The sequence below is a fragment of the Gillisia sp. JM1 genome, assembly GCF_000424645.1.
GTDB lineage: Bacteria > Bacteroidota > Bacteroidia > Flavobacteriales > Flavobacteriaceae > Gillisia.
In genome coordinates this window covers 1184028-1203668 of record NZ_KE384218.1, presented here as the reverse complement: position 1 = coordinate 1203668, position 19641 = coordinate 1184028, and the positions used below count along the sequence as shown (strand labels likewise).

Below are 19641 nucleotides of genomic sequence, written 5' to 3'. Positions count from 1 at the left end.
TGGACTTTAATAATAGATTGAAAATCAGAATCTGACGTTTTTATCAGTTTTTGAAGGTGTTTTTTACCTCATATTCATGAAAACAAGTAATATTTCATCATGAATACAATAATTTCTTAGCTTTTTTATGTAAAATAATTATTACCCCCTAAAATATAGGGGGTAATAATTATTAAATACACAAATATCAATACACGCCCCCTATTTTTTAATTGAGATGCTCAAAATATACATAGATTAGTGACCAACTAATTAATTGTATATCAAATGAAAAAAATCTACCTACCCCTTGTTCTGCTTTTTGCGCTCAATTCTCATGCGCAAGAAGAGGATTCTCCAACAAACGGTTTTAAAATATCAGGTTCAGCTGATGTATATACACGTTTCAATTTAAACTCCTTTAACAGGAATTATGACGATATAGATGCACCGGCACCTGCAACATCTTTCGCTAACGACCCTGGCTTTGCAATAGGTATGGCTAATATTATTATGAGTTACGAGACAGGAAAGGTAGGTGCAGTTGCAGATCTCGTATATGGACCTCGAGGAGAAGATGCCGTATTTAATTCTATAGGTAATCCGAATATCGTAAATCAGCTTTATGTATACTGGAATGTAAGTGATAAAGTAACATTAACGCTTGGTAACTGGAACACTTATTTAGGTTATGAGGTTATATCACCCGCAGCAAACTTTAATTATTCCACTTCTTACATGTTCTCTTATGGGCCGTTCTCTCATACGGGTATAAAAGCAGATTTTGAGTTAAGTGATGAATTTAGTGCTATGGTAGCGGTAATGAACCCTACAGATTATACTGAGTTTAATCCTGTAGGCACCTATACTCTTGGAGCACAACTTGGATACGCTAAGGATGCCGGAAGTGCATTTTTGAATTTTCTCTACGGAGATCAGGACGGAAAACTTGATGGTATAGGCAATAATGGCGGAGATTCTTCTGCTGGTTCAACTTTTCAGGTAGACCTTACTGCAGGTGTGGATTTATCAGATGAATTTTATTTAGGCTTCAATACTACTTAAAACACTACCTCTACTGGGGAAGCTTATACAGATACTGGAATACGAGATATTGATGGAGATGATTTCGGCTTTTATGGTGCAGCGGATATCTGCAGTATAGCTTAAATGACAGTTTTGGGCTAGGTACAAGAGGCGAATATTTTAAAGAATTTAATAGCGGCGCAGGAGCTCTAGGTGTTTATGATGCCGATGGCGATGCCGGAGTCTTTGCTTTAACTGTTTCAGGAAATATTGCAATAGGTAATCTTATGTTAATTCCAGAAATACGCCTTGATTCAGCTAATCAAGATATATTCCTTAATAAGGATATCGTCGGGACACAAGACAGCTTAGCATCTGTTCTTCTTGCAGCAGTTTATAAATTTTAATCTAAACATATAAATCATGAAAAAAATAGAAGCAATAATCAGGAAATCAAAGTTTTCTGCAGTTAAAAAAGCTTTACATCAAAAAGGTATCAACTTCTTCTCCTATTGGGATGTAACTGGATTGGGAAATGAAAAAATGGGTAGTGTATACCGAGGAGTATCCTATAGTACTAGTGATATTCAGCGTAGATATTTATCGATTGTGGTAGATGATTCTTTTGTAGAATCCACTATCGAAGCTATTCTTACAGCAGGTCGTACAGGAGAAGTCGGCGATGGAAAAATATTTGTTTCCGAGATCAGTGAAGCATATAGAATTCGTACAGGAGACAAAGGAAAAGAAACTCTAAACTAATTATTAAAGCATAAAATGTTAATTATATGGACTCAGGATTATTTACAGTAAACAATGTATGGATGATGATATGCACCGGGCTGGTATTTTTTATGCACCTCGGTTTTTCATTGCTCGAAATTGGACTTACCAGGCAAAAGAATACCATCAACATACTCTTCAAAAATCTATTTATAATTTGTGCGGGATTACTTATGTACTATATAGGAGGATTCAATTTAATGTATCCGGGATTTGAAGAAGGATCTGCAGGGATCTTGAAATTTGCAGGTTTCGGAATAGCAGCACCAGAAAATGGAATGCTCCCCGAATATGCCAGCGGAGGATACACTTGGTGGACTGATTTCCTTTTTCAAGGAATGTTTGCAGCCACTGCAGCCACCATTGTATCTGGAGCTGTAGCAGAACGAATTAAGATTGGAGGATTTATGATATTTGTTGTTATTTACGTAGGACTTATCTATCCAATAGTAGGCTCATGGAAATGGGGTGGTGGATTCCTTGATGCTATGAATTTTTATGACTTTGCCGGATCTACCTTAGTTCACTCTGTTGGAGGATGGGCCGCGTTGGTAGCTATATTTATATTGGGACCTCGTATTGGTAAATTCAGTGAAAACAACAAACCTCAACCAATTCCTGGTCACAATATTCCCTTTGCAGCCGCAGGAGTACTTATATTATGGTTAGGATGGTTTGGATTTAACGGAGGTTCTGTGTTATCTGCCGATCCTGCCATAACCTCTTTGGTTCTTGTAACAACATCTTTGGCAGCAGCAGCTGGTGGAATTTCAGCTTTTTTGACATCTACTTTAATGTATAAAAATTATGACCTTACTATGTTCTTAAACGGAATTTTAGGAGGACTTGTAGGTATTACTGCTGGCGCCGATTTAATGTCCCCAAATGAAGCTGTGGTAATTGGCTTGATTGCAGGAGTTGTTATAGTTCTGGGTGTAGCGCTTATAGATAAGTTGAAACTGGATGACCCAGTAGGTGCAGTTGCTGTACATTTAATTTGTGGAATTTGGGGTACACTAGCCGTAGGAATATTTGGAAGCATGGCAGGAATAGATCAATTCTTTATTCAATTAGCTGGTGTTGGAATCGTGGGCGCATTTTGCGTAAGTAGTACTTTCATAATTCTTAAAATCATTAAAGCTCTAGCTGGATTAAGAGTTTCTGAAATAGAAGAACTAGAAGGATTAGACAGACATGAACATGGAATGGATGCCTATCCAGATTTTAGATCTAACGAGCACTAAGAATTTTTAATCCAATTTTTCGGCGTACTCATTAAAATGTTTATTTTTGCCCTATGGGATTAACAAACAACGACACATTTAAAAAACTTAGAGTTGCGCTAAAATTGCGTGATGAAGATATAGTAGAAATCTGTGCACTGGTAGATTTTAAAGTTACCAGAAGTGAGCTTGGGGCAATCTTTAGAAATGAAGATCACCCAAAATATGTTGAATGTGGCGATCAATTCTTAAGAAATTTCTTGAATGGGCTCGTTATTCATATGCGTGGTCCAATGCCTAAAAAAAATAAACCAGAACCAAAAAGCGATAGTTAAAAGCTTTATTTAAATTTATTGTCGTCCAACAAAGGATATAAGACCGCTGCGCTGCTTGATTCAAGACGTAAGACTTCATTTCAACTAATTGAAAATCAATATTTTAATATGTATTAATATTTCAAAAAGAAAAAAATAATTCTGTGTTCCAATAGCAAGCTCCTAAACATTAAAAACAGTCTTAATCCACGTTACTTCTAGCCGCACCGAAATCCTGATTTTTTTACCGACAATACTAATTTAAATTATAAACGAAAAAAGTCCCAAGAAATATCTTGGGACTTTTTTTATTCTATAAGAAAAGTTTAAGCTAGAACCGCCTGAACTTTATCTGCAGCTTCTTGGAATTCTATAGCACTCTGCACATCCAATCCGCTATTGTCTATAATTTCTTTTGCAATATCTGCATTAGTACCTTGTAGACGAACAATTATAGGCACATTTATGTTCCCCATGTTCTTATATGCATCTACAATTCCTTGCGCAACACGATCACATCTAACAATACCACCAAAGATATTAATAAGGATCGCTTTTACATTTTCATCCTTTAAGATAAGTCTGAAAGCTTCTTCTACCCTTTTTGCATCTGCAGTTCCACCAACATCTAAAAAGTTTGCTGGTTCTCCACCTGCCTGCTTAATAAGATCCATAGTTGCCATTGCAAGTCCGGCACCGTTTACCATACACCCAACGTTTCCGTCTAGATCTACATAGTTAAGACCAACTTTTCTTGCTTCAACTTCTACCGGATTTTCTTCACGGATATCACGCATTTCTGCATAATTCTTATGTCTGTATAAAGCGTTGTCATCTAAAGTTACTTTAGCATCTACCGCCATGATCTTATCGTCACTTGTTTTAAGAACAGGATTGATCTCAAATAAAGCTGAATCAGATTCTACGTATGCAGTATAAAGAGCAGTAACGAATTTGATCATTTCTTTAAATGCCATTCCGCTTAAACCTAAGTTGAATGCTATTCTTCTTGCTTGAAAACCTTGTAATCCAACTGAAGGATCAATTTCTTCAGTAAAGATTAAATGCGGAGTTTCTTCTGCAACTGTTTCGATATCCATTCCTCCTTCAGTAGAATACATGATCATATTACGTCCTGTATTTCTATTTAAAAGCACAGACATGTAATACTCTTCTGGATCACTATCACCAGGATAATAAACATCTTCTGTAACTAATACTTGGTGAACTTTTTTCCCTTCAGCAGAAGTTTGAGGAGTAACCAGGTTCATCCCGATTATTTGTCCTGCAATTTCTTCTACCTCTTTAAGGTTTTTGGCAAGTTTAACTCCACCACCTTTACCTCGGCCTCCGGCATGCACCTGAGCTTTGATAACGTGCCATCCAGTTCCGGTTAGCTCGGTGAGTTCTTTTGCAGCATCTACTGCTTCTTTTGCATTATGAGCAACAATACCACGCTGAATGCGTACGCCAAAGCTGTCCAAAATTTCTTTTCCTTGATATTCGTGTATGTTCATAATCTGCTTTTCTTCAGTATTAATTACGGAACGCAAAAGTAATAAATGTAATAGGATGTACCAATATTTTTTGAATTTATAAACTTTGTAGATATTCTTAACTTTTAAAGTCAAAATAAAACAATATGCTGCTCCTATAGCTATCTATATCATCTCAGCATCTAAAGTCATTAATATTAGAAAATGAATTGAAGAGACTGAGTCTCCCTATGCCTTAGGATAGGGAGAAATATTATTTATAAAAAAGAAATTCATGAAATTTAAATATCATAAAATGCACAAATTGCTAGAATGTGTTATATTTTCATAAAATTTATAGCTTACTAATAATCTAAAGTATTTTTGCCCGCAATTTAATTTCTATATGAATAATCAAGACCTTTTAAACATAGCTGCAGAGTTTGGCAGCCCAGTATACGTTTATGATGCTGAAAAAATTGAGTCTCAGTACAATAGACTTACTTACGCATTCAATCAAGTGGATAGCCTTAAGATTAATTATGCGGTAAAAGCATTATCTAATATTTCTGTCCTAAAGTTATTTAAAAAATTAGGAGCTGGACTAGATACTGTTTCTATACAGGAAGTGAAATTAGGTTTAAAGGCTGGATTTGATCCGTCAAAAATCATCTACACTCCTAATGGGGTTTCTTTGGAAGAAATTGAAGAAGCAACTACTTTAGGTGTTCAAATAAACATAGATAACCTTTCTATTTTAGAGCAGTTTGGAACCAGACACCCTAAAATTCCAGTATGTATCAGGATCAATCCGCATGTGATGGCTGGTGGGAATAGCAATATTTCTGTAGGGCACATAGATTCTAAATTCGGGATCTCGATACATCAAATTCCGCATCTATTGAGAATTATAGAGAATACCGGAATGCACATCAATGGAATCCATATGCACACGGGTAGTGATATTTTAGATATTGAAGTCTTTTTATATGCTTCAGAGATCTTATTTGAAACCGCAAAGCACTTTCCAGATCTGGATTTTATCGATTTTGGGAGCGGATTTAAAGTGCCTTACAAACCAGGCGATATTGAAACCAATATTGAAGAATTAGGCGAAAAATTAAGTGAACGCTTTAATGGATTTTGTAAAGAATATGGCAGAGACCTAACACTCGCCTTCGAACCTGGTAAATTTTTGGTGAGTGAAGCCGGGAAATTTGTAGCAAAAGTGAATGTGATAAAACAAACTACCTCTACTGTCTTTGCAGGGATAGATTCTGGTTTTAACCATTTAATAAGACCGATGCTATACGGATCTCAACATGAAATAAAGAATATTTCCAACCCCGATGGTAAAGAGCGATTTTATTCGGTGGTAGGATATATTTGTGAAACCGATACTTTCGCTACTAATAAAAGAATTCCTGAAATTAAAGAAGGAGATCTTCTAAGCTTCAACAATGCCGGGGCGTATTGTTTTAGTATGGCCAGCAATTACAATTCCAGATATCGCCCTGCTGAAGTATTATGGTATAATGGAGAAGCTCATCTTATAAGAAAAAGAGAGGTTTTCGAAGATCTAGTTTACAATCAGGTAGAATTAGATTTTTAACTTTTATACTCTATTTGGGATCTTCTGAAGCGTCATTAATTTTCTGTAATTAATACAGGTTGTTACCGTCATGCTGAACTTGTTTCAGCATCTCAAATATGTGGTATAAGACCCTGAAACTCCCGATGCTTCGGGACAGGGTGACGCGACCATTTCAGATAGGATAATTTGGTAACTGGACTCTAAACGGATATACAATTAATTTTAAAAAATAGAGAAGACCTAGAATTCCCTAAGATTTGGTTAAATATAAATTGAGATTTTGCAAAAATGATATCTTGCAGTGTAATCGAGCTATCCAACTATGTTTTATTTAGTGCATCATCCAGATGATTTTGAGAAAATTACAGAAACCGTAATCCCGTTTTTCGAAGAATCTAATTTCACTTTACTTACATTTCCAATATCCCAAGAATTTGAACCAGAAGAAGAGTCGGTGCTTGTCTCATACCTCTCTAATTTAGATTTTAAAGAATTATTACTAAAGGCTGCAAAAAATAAGTGGCCTATAGCAATATTACCACATCCTGAGGGTCAAAAAGCCACCAAATGTTTTGGAGTTTCAGGAAAAATGGAAGAGGTTGCCAAGGAGATCTTAGCGCTAAACGAAGTAAATGAATTGGATTTACTTTATTGCAATGAGGTCCCTGTACTACAATCTGTAAATGTGGGAGATGTCCTTATTTTTTCAGAACAAAAAGGTGCTCGAGGTTTTTTTGCTGAAGTATTTCAATTTTTGAAGAATATTAGAAGATTACCTGGATTATCACATAAGGCCTTTCTTTTTAGCGCAGACGAAGAAGAAATTATTCATACTTCTGCCTTAGGTATTATCGCTGTAGAACATCCTTCGGCTTCGGTGATCTCTAAAAGATTGCTAGGAAACCTTGTGATGAACGATGGGAAATTTCAAGTACTCATTCTTTCACCTCAAAGCATGTTTCAGCTTTTAGCCTTTCTATTTAAAAGTTTACTACCCAACCCCACTACCAAACCAGAATTACCTTCATTCATAGGACATATAAAAACCACGAATATAAAAATAGTGAATGGAGTGCCTATAGATTTTTCTGTAGACGGCGAGAAATTAACTGCAAAAGAAATAAACATAAGTGTACATAACCGGGAAATAAAACTTCATCAAAAAAGCGAATATGCTTCAAAAAATGAAGGAGTCGACGAAAAAAAGAATCTCAAAATAGACAAATTACCCACTGGGGAAAAAAGGGAAGAACTTACTCAACGGAAAATACCTTTTTTACCCAGAGCCACGACAGAGGAGTTTCAGGAACTATTCAAGGTTTTAAAAGAGAATGCAAAACTTAGCTCTTCCTTTTTGGTTATGATGATTCTCGCTACGCTAATTGCCACTTTTGGACTATTTGGAGACTCGTCTCCGGTAATTATTGGCGCTATGATCCTTGCGCCCATCATCGCTCCAATTGTTTCATTTTCTATGGGAATGGTGCGTTATGATATCAATATGCTAAAAACTGGAATCGTTACCATCCTTATTGGAACTATTGTAGCATTAATATTTGCAGCCGGCGTAAGTATGCTTATACCTCTCAAAGTTCTAACCTCTGAAATTGATGCACGCCTTACCCCTACCCTTTTAGATATGGGAATAGCCGTTGCCTCTGGAATTGCTGCAGCCTATGCGCATGCAAAAGAAGGGATCGCGAAAAGCTTAGCGGGTGTTGCCATTGCGGTTGCCTTAGTACCACCATTGGCTGTTGCAGGTATTGGAATTGGATGGTGGGACTGGGATGTGTTTTCTGGTGCTTTTCTACTTTATTTAACCAACCTTGCTGGAATTATCATGTTTGCCGGTATCACATTTTTACTTTTAGGTTTTGCGCCTTTTAGGCGTGCAAGAATAGGATTGGTTTATACCCTTATCACAATTAGTATAGTAATGATACCACTTTCTCTTTCATTTAATCGAATAAAACAAGAAGCTAGAATTACTTCAAAACTGGAAGGAACTAATTTTGATGATATCCTTCTGAGAAATGTAAAGGTAAGAACCGGAAAACCACTTATGGTCTCTTTAAAACTGGTAAGTCCTGAAGCTATAGATTCTAAAGAAATGACAAAAGTCAAGAAGCAAATTGAAGAGAAAATTGGAGAACCAATTATTTTAGAAGTTATAACTGCAATTGAATTTTAAACCTTCATTGAGTGTTTTGTCCTCCTTAAAAACCGGAAAAGATTTCCGAGGCTTGCCCGAAACATTGAGCCGGGCTTGCCTTGAAATCTCGAAAGTATTTTTCATTTCAGCATTTATCGGGAAATAGGTAGTGAACTTGGCTGAGGATCTTGATTCAATTATAATTTAACAACATATTAAAAGCACATACCAAAGATGAAAAAGTTAGATTTTAAAAACTGGAATAGAAAAGAACATTTTGAATTTTTCTCATCCTTCGACGAACCTTTTTTTGGGGTAGTTTCTGAAGTAGATTCTACAAAAGCATATGATTTCTCTAAAAATAATGATCGTTCGTTTTTCGCACATTATCTACACAAATCCTTAACTGCGGTTAACGAGATCCCAGAATTTAAATATAGAATATTAGATAATGAAGTAGTTGTGTGCAATGAAGTACATTCCGCAGCTACTATTGGTAGACCAGATGGTACTTTCGCGTTTTCCTTTGCTGAATTTGATATAGATTTTCACGTTTTTCAGAAGAGATTGAAGAAAGAAATTGAAGAAGTTCAAAATTCCTCTGGACTTAGATTTAATGAAGATGCGAAACGCTTGGATACAATTCATATTTCCTCTTTTCCCTGGCATAAACTAACCGGGCTAACACATTCTCGAAATTTTAAATATCCAGACAGTGTTCCCAAAATCACATTCGGTAAGATGTATTCTATAGGGAATGAGTATAAGTTACCTATTGCTATTAATGTTCATCATGGATTAATGGATGGTTTTCATGTTGCGAAATTCCTTGACGTATTTCAGGAATTGTTGGATTCTGAATAAACAAAAACTAAGTTGAAATTTATATTCAAAAGCAGTGTTTACTTTCCATATATTTGAACTCTAAAAACATAAAAATGAAATATACCCTACTAGCATTTGTAATTACTCTATTCTTATCCTGTGATGATAATGACAATAAAAATGTAGACTATAAAGTTCAAAACGAACAAGATATTGCTGCATATATCGATGAAAATGATCTAAATGCTCAAAAAAGCGAATCTGGATTATATTATGTAATAAATGAAGAAGGAGCCGGTGTGCAACCTACTGCAAATTCTGATGTTACTGTTGCCTATAAAGGAACTTTTTTGAATGGATCTATCTTCGATCAAAGTAATTCGAACGGAATAAGCTTCAACTTACAACAAGTTATAAAAGGATGGACAGAGGGAATCACTTATTTTAAAGAAGGAGGATCAGGACTATTATTAGTTCCTTCACATTTGGGTTATGGTTCTAATGATAATAGAGGTATTCCTGGTGGTTCTGTACTCATCTTTGAGATTAATTTGATCTCTGTAGATTAGAAACTAATCATTTTGTAATAGATAATTTACAAGAAACTATTTGTTTCCCTTCATCATATGTTTTTATAAACTTATTGAGTAGCGACTGCTAAAACTCTATAAGTATATTACTGTATACAATCGACAAACAATAAAAGAGCTTCAAAAAATGAATTTAGAAGGTGTTTTTGATCTTCATTTTCATAAATACCATTCACATAATTAAAATCAAACACAATTCTATCCCACAATTCGAGCTATTGTAAACTCTTCAATTAAGCTTTTTCATTATTCAATTCAAAGAGAATTATTTAGTCTTCAATAATATCACATAACTACATAAGCCTCTGCATTGGAGCAAAATGGGTGCTTCAGTTATATTTTGCATATATTCGTTCCTTCGTAACTAGGAATTCCTCCTAATTATTCAAAAAATAGTGAGTTTTAAGATTGACTCATTAAACAATATAATTTTCCTAAAACTATAATTAATAGAGAATAGGGAAATTCCTTTTTTGGAGATCCAAAATTCCAGTTCAGATAATTCTAATCTGATCTCGGTTATTCTGCCGTATCGGTTTTCCCTATATTTTTAATTCAACTCAGAGTTGAAGTTTTACAGCTTAAATGTGTTGAAAATCAACATGTTTTCAATTAATATCTAATAAAATGAGGAAAGAATACTCAAAAAAATCATTATCCAATTTAAAAAATTCGCATAGCAAGATGTCCTTAGCGCTAAAATTCAGCTTTTGCATTTTTGCCCTCTGTACAGTTCAAATGTCTGCTTCCAGTACTGATTTTAAAAGTGCAATAGAGAATTATAATCCATACCAAGAGCGCGAGGTCTCCGGAATCGTTAGAGATAATACTGGCACTCCACTTCCAGGTGCAACGATTTTAGTTAAAGGGACTAATGTAGGCGTTCAAACAGATTTTGATGGAAAGTTTAGCCTAATGCTACCAGAAGGAAAAAACATTATAGAGATTTCTTTTATAAGTTTTAAAACTAAAGAGGTAGATGTTTCAAAAACAAAGACCATCGATGTCCAATTGGAGGAAGCTGCTGCAAGATTAGACGATGTAGTAATTATTGGAAGTCGTGGGAAACCAAGAACATCTTTCGATTCTCCGGTACCAGTTGATAATATTTCAACTTCGGAATTGAAACAAACCGGAAAAGCTGTTCTGGATCAGCAACTAATGTATAAAGTACCGTCTTATAACTCTACAGAGCAACCAGTATCCGATGCTGCAGCACATTTTAGTCCTGCAGGCCTAAGGGGCTTGTTTCCTAGTAGAACATTGGTATTAGTAAATGGTAAAAGAAAGAATTTAAGTGCATTAGTATATAGTTATGTAACCCCAGGGCGTGGTGAAGTTGGGGTAGACATGAAGGCTATACCTTCTGCCGCTTTAGAGCGTGTCGAAATTCTAAGAGATGGTGCTGCCGCTCAATATGGCTCTGATGCCGTTGCCGGAGTAATTAATTTAGTGCTTAAAGAAAATTCAGATCCGTTTATAAATACTGGATATAGTGTAACTACCGAAGGTGATGGAGAACAATATCAAATTGAAACAGGATTTGGAGTTAAAATAGCCGATAAAGGTTTTGCGAATTTCACATTCAGTTATTTCGATCAGAAAAAAACGCAACGTGCAGGTAAAATAACAAGCGTAGAAGCTGAGGCTAACTACTGGGGAGTTACAGATGATACAGATTTTACAACTTTAGATTTAACATCTTTCTTGCAACGTAACCCGAGTGCGGGATTTCAAGTGGGATCACCAGACATGACCATTACAAATTTCGCTTACAACACAGGCTATACATTAGATGAAGAGACCAATACCGAAATTTATTCATTTGGTACATTAGCTAATAGAAGCGGATCTTCTCCTCAATTTGCCAGAGTACCTTACTGGGTTTCTGGATTCGAACAAATTTATCCGGGTGCAGATTTTTTCTTAGCACAAATGGCACCTAGAATTAATGATTACACGTTTGCATTGGGTTTGAAAACTACTTATAATGAGTGGGATTTTGATTTAAGCACTACGCTAGGAAGGAACAGAATAGATTATTATATTGAAAATTCCTTTAATCAATCTTTTGGAGCAAGTAGTCCATCAGATTTTTATAATGGTGCACATCAATTTAGCCATGTTGTAAATAATCTAGATATAGTAAGATCGTTTGAAGATACAGGCTTAAATGCATTAACTGTAGCCTTTGGTGCAGAACATCGTACAGAACGTTTTGTTACTGAAGAAGGAGAATTTGCTTCTTATGGTGATGGAACCCCAGATGATCTAACAGATAGAACTGGATCTGAATCTTTTGGTGGGTTTAGACCCGAAAACGCTTCCAATGATTACAGAAGTAATCTAGGACTTTATACAGATGTTACAGCAGATATAACGGAGGACTTCCTACTGGGAGGTGCTTTACGTTATGAGAATTATTCTGATTTTGGATCTAATTTAAGCTGGAAAGTAAACACCAGATATAAAACCTTAGATAACAAATTAGCCATTAGAGGTTCAATAAGTACTGGCTTTAGAGCACCTGCCTTACACCAAATATATTATACGGCTACTACTACCACCCTTACAGAAAATGGGATACAACAAAATGGAATTTTAAACAATGCAGATCCTGCATTGCGTGCTTTGGGTATTCCAGAATTAGATGCAGAAACCGCTTTTAACATTGGAGCAGGTTTAACTTACCGATTTACTAGAAAAATTGGAATTACAATGGATGTGTATCAAATAGATGTGGATGATAGAATTGTACTTTCTGGCCAGGTAACTCCAACCGGAGATCCTAGCAGTCCAATAGATCAAACCTTATCTAGTGTGAATGTAGGTGCTGCTGGATTCTTTTTAAATGCTATAAACACTCGTACCAAAGGAATAGACATTGTGTTTAGCTATGACAAAATTGAACTTGGAAAAGGTTTTTTGAGTGGTAGTATTGCTGCCAATTTTAATGAAACAGAAGTTAGAAGTACTCAGTTTCCCAAATTCATTGAAGATAACAATCTAGGAGATGCTTTATTCTCTAGAGAAGATGTATCACGTGTAGAAACATGGAGACCAAGATCTAAGATTATAGGTACGGTAAATTACAGCCTAGATAAATTCTCCACGAACTTATCTATGATGCACTACGGAAAAGTTACTTATAGACACCCAAGTAACCCTGCAGATGATGCTACCTATGGTGGTAAGTTATTAACTAATCTAAGCTTTAGTTATGCTTTCACAGAGAAAATCGCTTTAACTGTGGGAGCTAATAATTTATTTAATGTGTATCCAGATACCTTCGCCGATGCGTATAGCAGTAATGGTGGAGTACCTAATGACAGAAACTTAGATTTTGTAGGAAGATTTAAATACCCTTGGCAAACCACTCAATTTGGAATTGATGGAACAAGAATATTTACTAATCTTGCTTTCAAATTCTAGAACGCTATAATAGATTATATAGTCCGCATTCAAGTAAAATTGGATGCGGATTTTTTTATTTATAGAATCATCACATATAACACTTTAACTATTTTAAACCTTAAACAAAGTTAGAAGAGCCCGGTTGACTCTATTATCTTTGTAATAAACCCTGAAATGCTGGATTTCATTATAATAGGTGGCGCACAAGCTGGCCTTAGTATGGCCTATCATTTGAAGCAACTAGGGAAATCTTTTCTTGTTGTAGATAAGGAAGATAAAATTGGAGAGTCTTGGTTAAGCAGATGGGACTCCCTAAAGCTTTTTACACCTACAGAATTTAATCATTTAGAAGGGATGGAATTCCCAGCACCTAAGGGTCATTACCCTAATAAATATGAAGTAGCAACCTATTTTAAATCTTATGTAGAAAAATTCGAGATTCCTATTCAGTTCAATACACTTATCACTTCAATAGAACAGAAAAAAGGTATATTCACATTAAAGCATGAGAGTGGTGAGCTTACATGCTCGAATGTTATTATTGCTACTGGTCCTTTTCATACTCCTTACACTCCCCCATTTTCAATTAAAATCAATAAGAAGGTTACCCAGATATATAGTAACTATTATAAGAATGTTGAACAATTACAGCAAGGCGATACTATGGTAGTTGGCGGAGGGGATTCTGGATTTCAGATCCTTGATGAGATTTCAAAAGATGGTTTGAAAACATATTTTGCAGGTCCAGACGATGCTAAAACTTTGCCCCAAGAGATCCTAGGTAAAACATTGTGGTGGTGGTTTACAAAAACCGGATTTCTTAGTTCCAGCAAACATTCATGGATTGGTAAGGTGATCGCTAACAGTCCTCAACCTATTATAGGGATTAACATCAAGGAAATATTAAATAGAGAGAACGTGATCCCTGTTGGCCGAGCATTAAATGCAGATGGGAATTCTATAAGTTTTGATAGGAATGAATTAAGCACCATTAAAAATGTTGTGTGGGCAACAGGTTACCGCCCAAATTTTAATTGGATTCAAGGCTTAGAACTCGATAAGAAAGGATATCCTAAGAACAAAAGAGGAATAAGTTCTATAAAAGGTCTTTACTTTATTGGCCTACCCTGGTTGTATACCCGTGGTTCTGCTACCTTGGGTGGGGTAAAGAAAGATGCAGCTTACATTTCTAAGGTCATAGAAACAGAATAAAGGAGATTAATCCCTACTAAATAAATTATCTGTATGTCCGCTTTTGCTCCAGTAAATAGTTTTTTATTAATAATTACAGTTTACCGTCATGCTGTCCCGAGACTTCGGGACAGCATGACGCGACCATGTCAGATAGGATAATTTGGTCACTGGACTCTAAACGGATATACAAATAAATTATAAGCATAAAAAAACTGCCCCATTTCTGGAGCAGTTTTTTTATGCTTATAATTTTGAAGAAGCTTAGAAAATATATCTAAGACCAACTTGCATTTGCCATCTAGAATCTAAACTAAAGTCGTTAGCAAAAGTGTTTTTCTGAGATGGATCAAAACTATATACCGGAGTATTAGTTTGGTCTACAGAAACACCGAGAGGCTGATCGTTCACAGGAATTTCAATAACTCCCCAATCAGAATTTATTAAATTTCCGAAGTTTAAAACATCTAAACTTAACTGAATCGTATTTGTACCATTACCAACTTTAAAGTCGTAATCCTGTAAGAACTTCACATCCCAACGTCCTCTCCATGGGCTTAATACAGCATATTTCTCTGCATAATCTCCTCTTCTATCTCTTAGGTATTCATCTTGCTGAATATAAGATTCGAATGCCGCTCTTTGTGCTCCTTGCTCTGCATCAGTTCCAGTAAAGTTATATCCTGAAAGATCAGATTGGGTTGGAATATAGATCAAGTCATTTAATGCAGATCCATCATTATTGATGTCTCCAGAATATGTGTAAGAGAATCTACCACCTTGAGCATATTCGTAAAATGCACCAATAGAAGTTCTCCATTGCTTATTCTCACCATAGCTGAAAGACTTATTCAGTTGTCCAACAATTCTGTGTTTGTCTCCATAACGAGAAGTAGAACTTACCGCTCTATTCACGTTTCCAATTGCAGGGTTTCTGTCGTAAGCATCACTAGAAATTTCAGCATCCAATGAACTTGCATCTTCAGACTCTAAATAGTTGTAAGCTATAGTAGCAAACAATCCATTACTAAAATTCTTTTGTAATTTGAAAGACCAGTTAAATGAGTAACCAACATCTGTATTAGAGAATACATAAGCATTGGTAATTCCACCAAATTCGTTTACCGCTCTATCAGAATTCAAATAAACTATTCTATTATCTGCTCCATTTAGAGTTCCTGTTGGCGTTGCTAAACCGTAGTTTCTTACCATTTGAGAGTTAACATCTCTTGTATAGATAATATCTGTAGTGGCAAGGATACCATTTTCAAACTTATAATCTAATCCTAAGTTACTTCTCCAAACCTGTGGGAATTGGAAGTTTGGTGCAGAAGTCTGGTAAAAGAAAAAGTTAGGATTTGCCACTTGGTTTCCAATCCATACAAATGGTAAACGACCTGTAAATATCCCTGTTCCACCTCGTACTTGAAGTGTCTTATTTCCTCGTACATCATAATTAAAACCTAATCTTGGGGAGAATAATAATTTTTTCGAAGGAAGTTCCAAACTGCTCAATTTAGTTTCTGCTCCATTCTCATTGAAATAAGTAATACCTGGTTGGTAGTTTCCGTCAGGAAAAGTTCCTCCAGCCGCTCTATCAATATTTTCTTGGATCTTATCCTGAGTATCAAAATATAAAGGTTGATCTACTCTTAATCCGTAAGTCAAGGTAAATTTATCTGTAGCTTTCCATTTGTCCTGAGCATAAAATGCTAATTGTCCAACATTTGTTTCAGCTAAAGCCCATGAGTCATTTGCATTGTTGTTATCAAAAACATTTTGAGCATTTGCAAGTGCTGCTGTAATTGTTCCATTATTTACAGCTTCTTCAAAACTACCCGCTCCATCTCTAACACTCGTAAAAGCATCAAAGAAAGTACTTATCGGGCCTTGACCTGCATCAGCATTTCCACCAAAATCATAGGCTCCTAAATTAAAAGAATTATCAAATTCAAATCTTTCAAAACTAGCTCCTAAAGTGATCGTGTGGTTTCCAAGAATGAAGTTTAGGTTGTTAGTAATTTGATAAACCTTCTGATCTAATTTATTGTTGATCGAGAAAGGCTCATGCCCTGCAACTATATATCGAACTCCATCTTCCTGAATGTTGATTGGAGGTGCCGGAGCAGAAAACGGATCTCTACTATCTTCAAATCTAGTATATCCTGCTTGAAATTTGTTAGTGATGTTTCCAGAAAAATTCGAATTCAATTCAACTAAGAAAGAGTTAATCTTGTTATTGATCCTGTATCCGGAATTCCTAAACTGTAAAGTTGTTAGATCTGGTCCTCTGCGTCCAATAGCCTCTCTGTTTGCTGGCAAATCTCTTGAAGCATTTAAAAAGTTATAAATAAAAGCTACACGATGTTTATCTGAAACGTTCCAGTCCAGTTTAAAAAGTCCTTTAGTAGATTCTGTTTTATGAGTATAACCTTCATAAGCACCTGTTTCGTATCCTAAAGTTCCTAATTGAGTAGAAACAAAATCTAGATCGTCTGCAGTAACTCTAGAAACATTAGAACCTGTTAATCCAGGTCTAGCTGCTAAAAAGTTAGATCCAAGATCTTCTCTATCATCTTTTTCAAAATTCCCGAATACGAATAATTTATTTTCAATAATTGGTCCTCCAACACTCAATCCATATTGGGCTTGAGTAAGGTCTGGAACAATAATATCATCTCCTTCGACTTTACTTCCTGTTAAATCCTGATTTCTATAAAAGCCATAAACCGTTCCTTTCCAATTGTTCGTTCCACTCTTAGTTACAGCATTTACAGAAGCTCCGGTAAAACCAGCCTGAGTAACATCGTAAGGTGCGGTAGAAACCTGAATTTGCTCAATCGCATCTAAAGACACTGGCTGTGCACTTGTTTGCCCTCCTGGTGTTGCAGCATCTAGGCCAAATGGGTTGTTAAAGATAGAACCATCCAAACTAAAGTTGTTAAACTGGTCGTTTCTACCTCCAAAAGATCCATTGCTGGAAGCGGTTGGTTCTAATCGGTAAAAATCGGCAGCAGATCTTGTAATAGAAGGCAATGTTTTTAATTCTCTGCTCCCTATGTTAGTTTCTGCTCCAGTACGATCACTATTAATCACTGTATTTTTTGCACTACTAATAACTACAGCATCTAAAGATGTTGCATCTGCCGTCATGACCACATCCATATTAAATGTTTGCCCAAGTCTAAGATCTACATCTTTTAGTATATACTCTTTAAATCCAACAAAACTTACTGTGATCGTATATGGACCACCAATTCTTAAGTTTAACATGTTAAATCTTCCGTCAAAATTTGTTACCGCTCCATAAACAGTACCTGTTGGGGTATGCACAGCTTTTACATTGGCTCCAGGGAGCACCAAATTTTGATCTTCATAAATAATACCGCTAATCTCTGCTGTAGTTACTTGGGAAAACCCAGTAAAACCCAGAAGAAGAGCGGTTACAAATAAAAGTAAATTCCGTTTCATTTTTATTTTTTTGATGTGTGTTATGATTGTTAATATTTTGCAAAAATACTGTAAATTAATTGTAAAAAATGGCTACTAAATGCGAAATTAAAAATATAAGTATGTTTCCTTTTTATACAATATGACTATATTATTAAATTTGTAAATATTTGATTTAAAGTAAGTTATAGTTAATTATTTTGATTGATCTATAAAGCAAATGAAATCCTGCATGTGTGTCTCAACAAATCGAAAACCATTATGACAAATTACAAGTTGTGGGTAGTATAGCTAGAATAAAATTATATCGGGGGTCAAGATTTGTGAGATTCTTGAGGTTTATATGAAGCTAAAGATCAAAAAAACGAAACAGGTGATTCTTTTTTAGAATCGAAAGAAATTATAGCCGGTCATTTAATTATTTAAACTGAAAGTAAAGAGATAACAATTAAATTCTAGCTGCATGTGTATTGATAATTAAATCCCTCATTGAGGGTTTAATTCCCCGAGGCTTGCCTCGAATTTTTAAAAGTATTTTCCAATTCATATCTCGTGGGCTTGACCCGAGGTTCTAGATTTGTACTTAATGTTCGTTTTTTGTATTTTTAAGTTATAATCAATATATCTATCCCTATAATACTTGAAATTCTCATTTTAGAACGACAAGCCAAAAAAAACTACCCTATATTTATTTAAACAAAATTCACAATACTGTAAATGATAATTCTCTAAGTATGAATAGCCTTAAATCACCTCTTATTTTTTTGCTACTAATTATGGGATTATTATTTTCCTGCAAGAATGGATCTGAGCATTTCGAAATTGGTTTGAATGAAAAAATCCATCATGACAACTTCGCATATTTAGTGACAGATTTCGAGGTTTTATCTGTAGATGAATATACCAAAAGATATGTAGTAAAATTTAAAGTAATTAATGATGACGAGGTTTTAAAACATACTTGGAAAAACTCTATTGCATATATAGTAGATTCTAAGGGAAACATTTATAACAACAATAAAAAACTTCAAATTAAACTCAATGAATTAGAACCCTTTGAATGGCAAAATGAATATCACACCTACCCTAATTCTGAAGGAACCACTACATTGATCTTCGATCTACCAAAAAAGGTAGCAAAACCATACTTAAAAGTGAAAGGTGAATTTTTAATAGGAGATGTATTGGATCTCAGCGAGTATAAGAAAATGAAAGTTAAATTGTTTTAATAAGGGTTTTTAGTAATCCCATTTAAGTACTCTAAAATTATAAGTAGAGACATCTCAAAAAATTCAATCTTTTTGTCATTAATAAACATGAACAGTTAAGTAAAAGTTACAGATCAGCTTATGCGCCTTTTAGATGGGGTTTTCAATAGTATTGTACTCCAGAGCTTCCGCTGCCATTTATTAATATTGCTTCACAAAAAAAATTCATAGCATTTTATCACTTGGGGATTTATGCGAATAAAGCCTTATTAGATTGGTTTGTAACTAAATTTCCCAAGCATAGTAAATTATACCACGATATGGGAAAAAGCTGTATTAGATTAAAAAACCAGAACAAATTCCATTTGAGCTAATTGGCGAACTATCTTCATAAATGACCTGAGAAGAATGGATTGA

At 35.1% G+C, this 19641-nt stretch carries 14 protein-coding genes; 12 read left to right on the top strand and 2 right to left on the bottom strand.

Going from position 1 to position 19641, the window contains the following annotated elements; genetic code table 11:
- Positions 1-267 precede the first annotated feature (267 nt).
- The 5 genes from H033_RS19860 (at position 268) to H033_RS0108700 (ending at position 3346) form a co-directional block, all read left to right on the top strand.
- A complete protein-coding gene (locus tag H033_RS19860; RefSeq protein WP_316928634.1) occupies positions 268-1044 on the top strand; it encodes an outer membrane beta-barrel protein in 777 nt (258 codons plus the stop codon).
- 89 nt (positions 1045-1133) lie between these two features.
- Positions 1134-1412, top strand: coding sequence for an outer membrane beta-barrel protein (locus H033_RS22370; RefSeq protein WP_316928647.1), 279 nt, complete (start codon positions 1134-1136; stop codon positions 1410-1412).
- Positions 1413-1428: 16 nt separating this feature from the next.
- Positions 1429-1767, top strand: coding sequence for a P-II family nitrogen regulator (locus H033_RS0108710; RefSeq protein WP_026837968.1), 339 nt, complete (start codon positions 1429-1431; stop codon positions 1765-1767).
- A 26-nt stretch (positions 1768-1793) separates the two neighbouring features.
- Complete coding sequence (locus H033_RS0108705) at positions 1794-3032, top strand: ammonium transporter (RefSeq protein WP_026837967.1); 1239 nt, start codon at positions 1794-1796, stop codon at positions 3030-3032.
- Between the two features lie 53 nt (positions 3033-3085).
- Positions 3086-3346, top strand: a complete 261-nt coding sequence (locus tag H033_RS0108700; protein ID WP_026837966.1) for a DUF1456 family protein — start codon at positions 3086-3088, stop codon at positions 3344-3346.
- Positions 3347-3651: 305 nt separating this feature from the next.
- Here the strand turns inward: H033_RS0108700 and sucC are convergent, their stop codons facing one another.
- Positions 3652-4842 carry an ADP-forming succinate--CoA ligase subunit beta gene (gene sucC, locus H033_RS0108695; RefSeq protein ID WP_026837965.1) on the bottom strand — a complete coding sequence of 397 codons (1191 nt, stop codon included), beginning with the start codon at positions 4840-4842 and terminating at the stop codon, positions 3652-3654.
- Positions 4843-5206: 364 nt separating this feature from the next.
- Between sucC and lysA the strand changes: the two genes are divergently transcribed.
- The 6 genes from lysA (at position 5207) to H033_RS0108665 (ending at position 14587) form a co-directional block, all read left to right on the top strand.
- On the top strand, positions 5207-6412 hold the full coding sequence (gene lysA, locus H033_RS0108690; protein WP_026837964.1) for a diaminopimelate decarboxylase: 1206 nt from the start codon (positions 5207-5209) through the stop codon (positions 6410-6412).
- A gap of 304 nt (positions 6413-6716) precedes the next feature.
- Complete coding sequence (locus H033_RS0108685) at positions 6717-8585, top strand: TIGR00341 family protein (protein ID WP_026837963.1); 1869 nt, start codon at positions 6717-6719, stop codon at positions 8583-8585.
- 195 nt (positions 8586-8780) lie between these two features.
- Positions 8781-9410, top strand: coding sequence for a chloramphenicol acetyltransferase (locus H033_RS0108680; RefSeq protein WP_026837962.1), 630 nt, complete (start codon positions 8781-8783; stop codon positions 9408-9410).
- A gap of 74 nt (positions 9411-9484) precedes the next feature.
- On the top strand, positions 9485-9940 hold the full coding sequence (locus tag H033_RS0108675) for an FKBP-type peptidyl-prolyl cis-trans isomerase (protein WP_026837961.1): 456 nt from the start codon (positions 9485-9487) through the stop codon (positions 9938-9940).
- Positions 9941-10588: 648 nt separating this feature from the next.
- Positions 10589-13393, top strand: coding sequence for a TonB-dependent receptor (locus H033_RS19855; protein WP_155827757.1), 2805 nt, complete (start codon positions 10589-10591; stop codon positions 13391-13393).
- 156 nt (positions 13394-13549) lie between these two features.
- Positions 13550-14587, top strand: a complete 1038-nt coding sequence (locus H033_RS0108665; RefSeq protein ID WP_026837960.1) for a flavin-containing monooxygenase — start codon at positions 13550-13552, stop codon at positions 14585-14587.
- Between the two features lie 243 nt (positions 14588-14830).
- Here the strand turns inward: H033_RS0108665 and H033_RS0108660 are convergent, their stop codons facing one another.
- The gene (locus H033_RS0108660) at positions 14831-18037 is read right to left on the bottom strand and encodes a carboxypeptidase regulatory-like domain-containing protein (protein WP_026837959.1); all 3207 of its coding nucleotides are present in this window, start codon (positions 18035-18037) and stop codon (positions 14831-14833) included.
- Between the two features lie 755 nt (positions 18038-18792).
- Between H033_RS0108660 and H033_RS0108655 the strand changes: the two genes are divergently transcribed.
- Positions 18793-19245: a hypothetical protein gene (locus H033_RS0108655; protein ID WP_026837958.1), complete on the top strand. Its 453-nt coding sequence runs from the start codon at positions 18793-18795 to the stop codon at positions 19243-19245.
- Positions 19246-19641 lie beyond the last annotated feature (396 nt).

Excerpts from the sequence above, each read along its gene's own strand:
- H033_RS0108680 (WP_026837962.1), top strand. The coding sequence starts at position 8,781 with ATGAAAAAGTTAGATTTTAAAAACTGGAATAGAAAAGAACATTTTGAA.
- sucC (WP_026837965.1), bottom strand. The coding sequence starts at position 4,842 with ATGAACATACACGAATATCAAGGAAAAGAAATTTTGGACAGCTTTGGC.
- H033_RS19855 (WP_155827757.1), top strand. The coding sequence starts at position 10,589 with ATGAGGAAAGAATACTCAAAAAAATCATTATCCAATTTAAAAAATTCG.
- H033_RS0108660 (WP_026837959.1), bottom strand. The coding sequence starts at position 18,037 with ATGAAACGGAATTTACTTTTATTTGTAACCGCTCTTCTTCTGGGTTTT.
- H033_RS0108705 (WP_026837967.1), top strand. The coding sequence starts at position 1,794 with ATGGACTCAGGATTATTTACAGTAAACAATGTATGGATGATGATATGC.
- H033_RS0108665 (WP_026837960.1), top strand. The coding sequence starts at position 13,550 with ATGCTGGATTTCATTATAATAGGTGGCGCACAAGCTGGCCTTAGTATG.
- H033_RS0108675 (WP_026837961.1), top strand. The coding sequence starts at position 9,485 with ATGAAATATACCCTACTAGCATTTGTAATTACTCTATTCTTATCCTGT.
- H033_RS0108700 (WP_026837966.1), top strand. The coding sequence starts at position 3,086 with ATGGGATTAACAAACAACGACACATTTAAAAAACTTAGAGTTGCGCTA.
- H033_RS0108710 (WP_026837968.1), top strand. The coding sequence starts at position 1,429 with ATGAAAAAAATAGAAGCAATAATCAGGAAATCAAAGTTTTCTGCAGTT.
- lysA (WP_026837964.1), top strand. The coding sequence starts at position 5,207 with ATGAATAATCAAGACCTTTTAAACATAGCTGCAGAGTTTGGCAGCCCA.
- H033_RS0108685 (WP_026837963.1), top strand. The coding sequence starts at position 6,717 with ATGTTTTATTTAGTGCATCATCCAGATGATTTTGAGAAAATTACAGAA.
- H033_RS19860 (WP_316928634.1), top strand. The coding sequence starts at position 268 with ATGAAAAAAATCTACCTACCCCTTGTTCTGCTTTTTGCGCTCAATTCT.
- H033_RS0108655 (WP_026837958.1), top strand. The coding sequence starts at position 18,793 with ATGGGATTATTATTTTCCTGCAAGAATGGATCTGAGCATTTCGAAATT.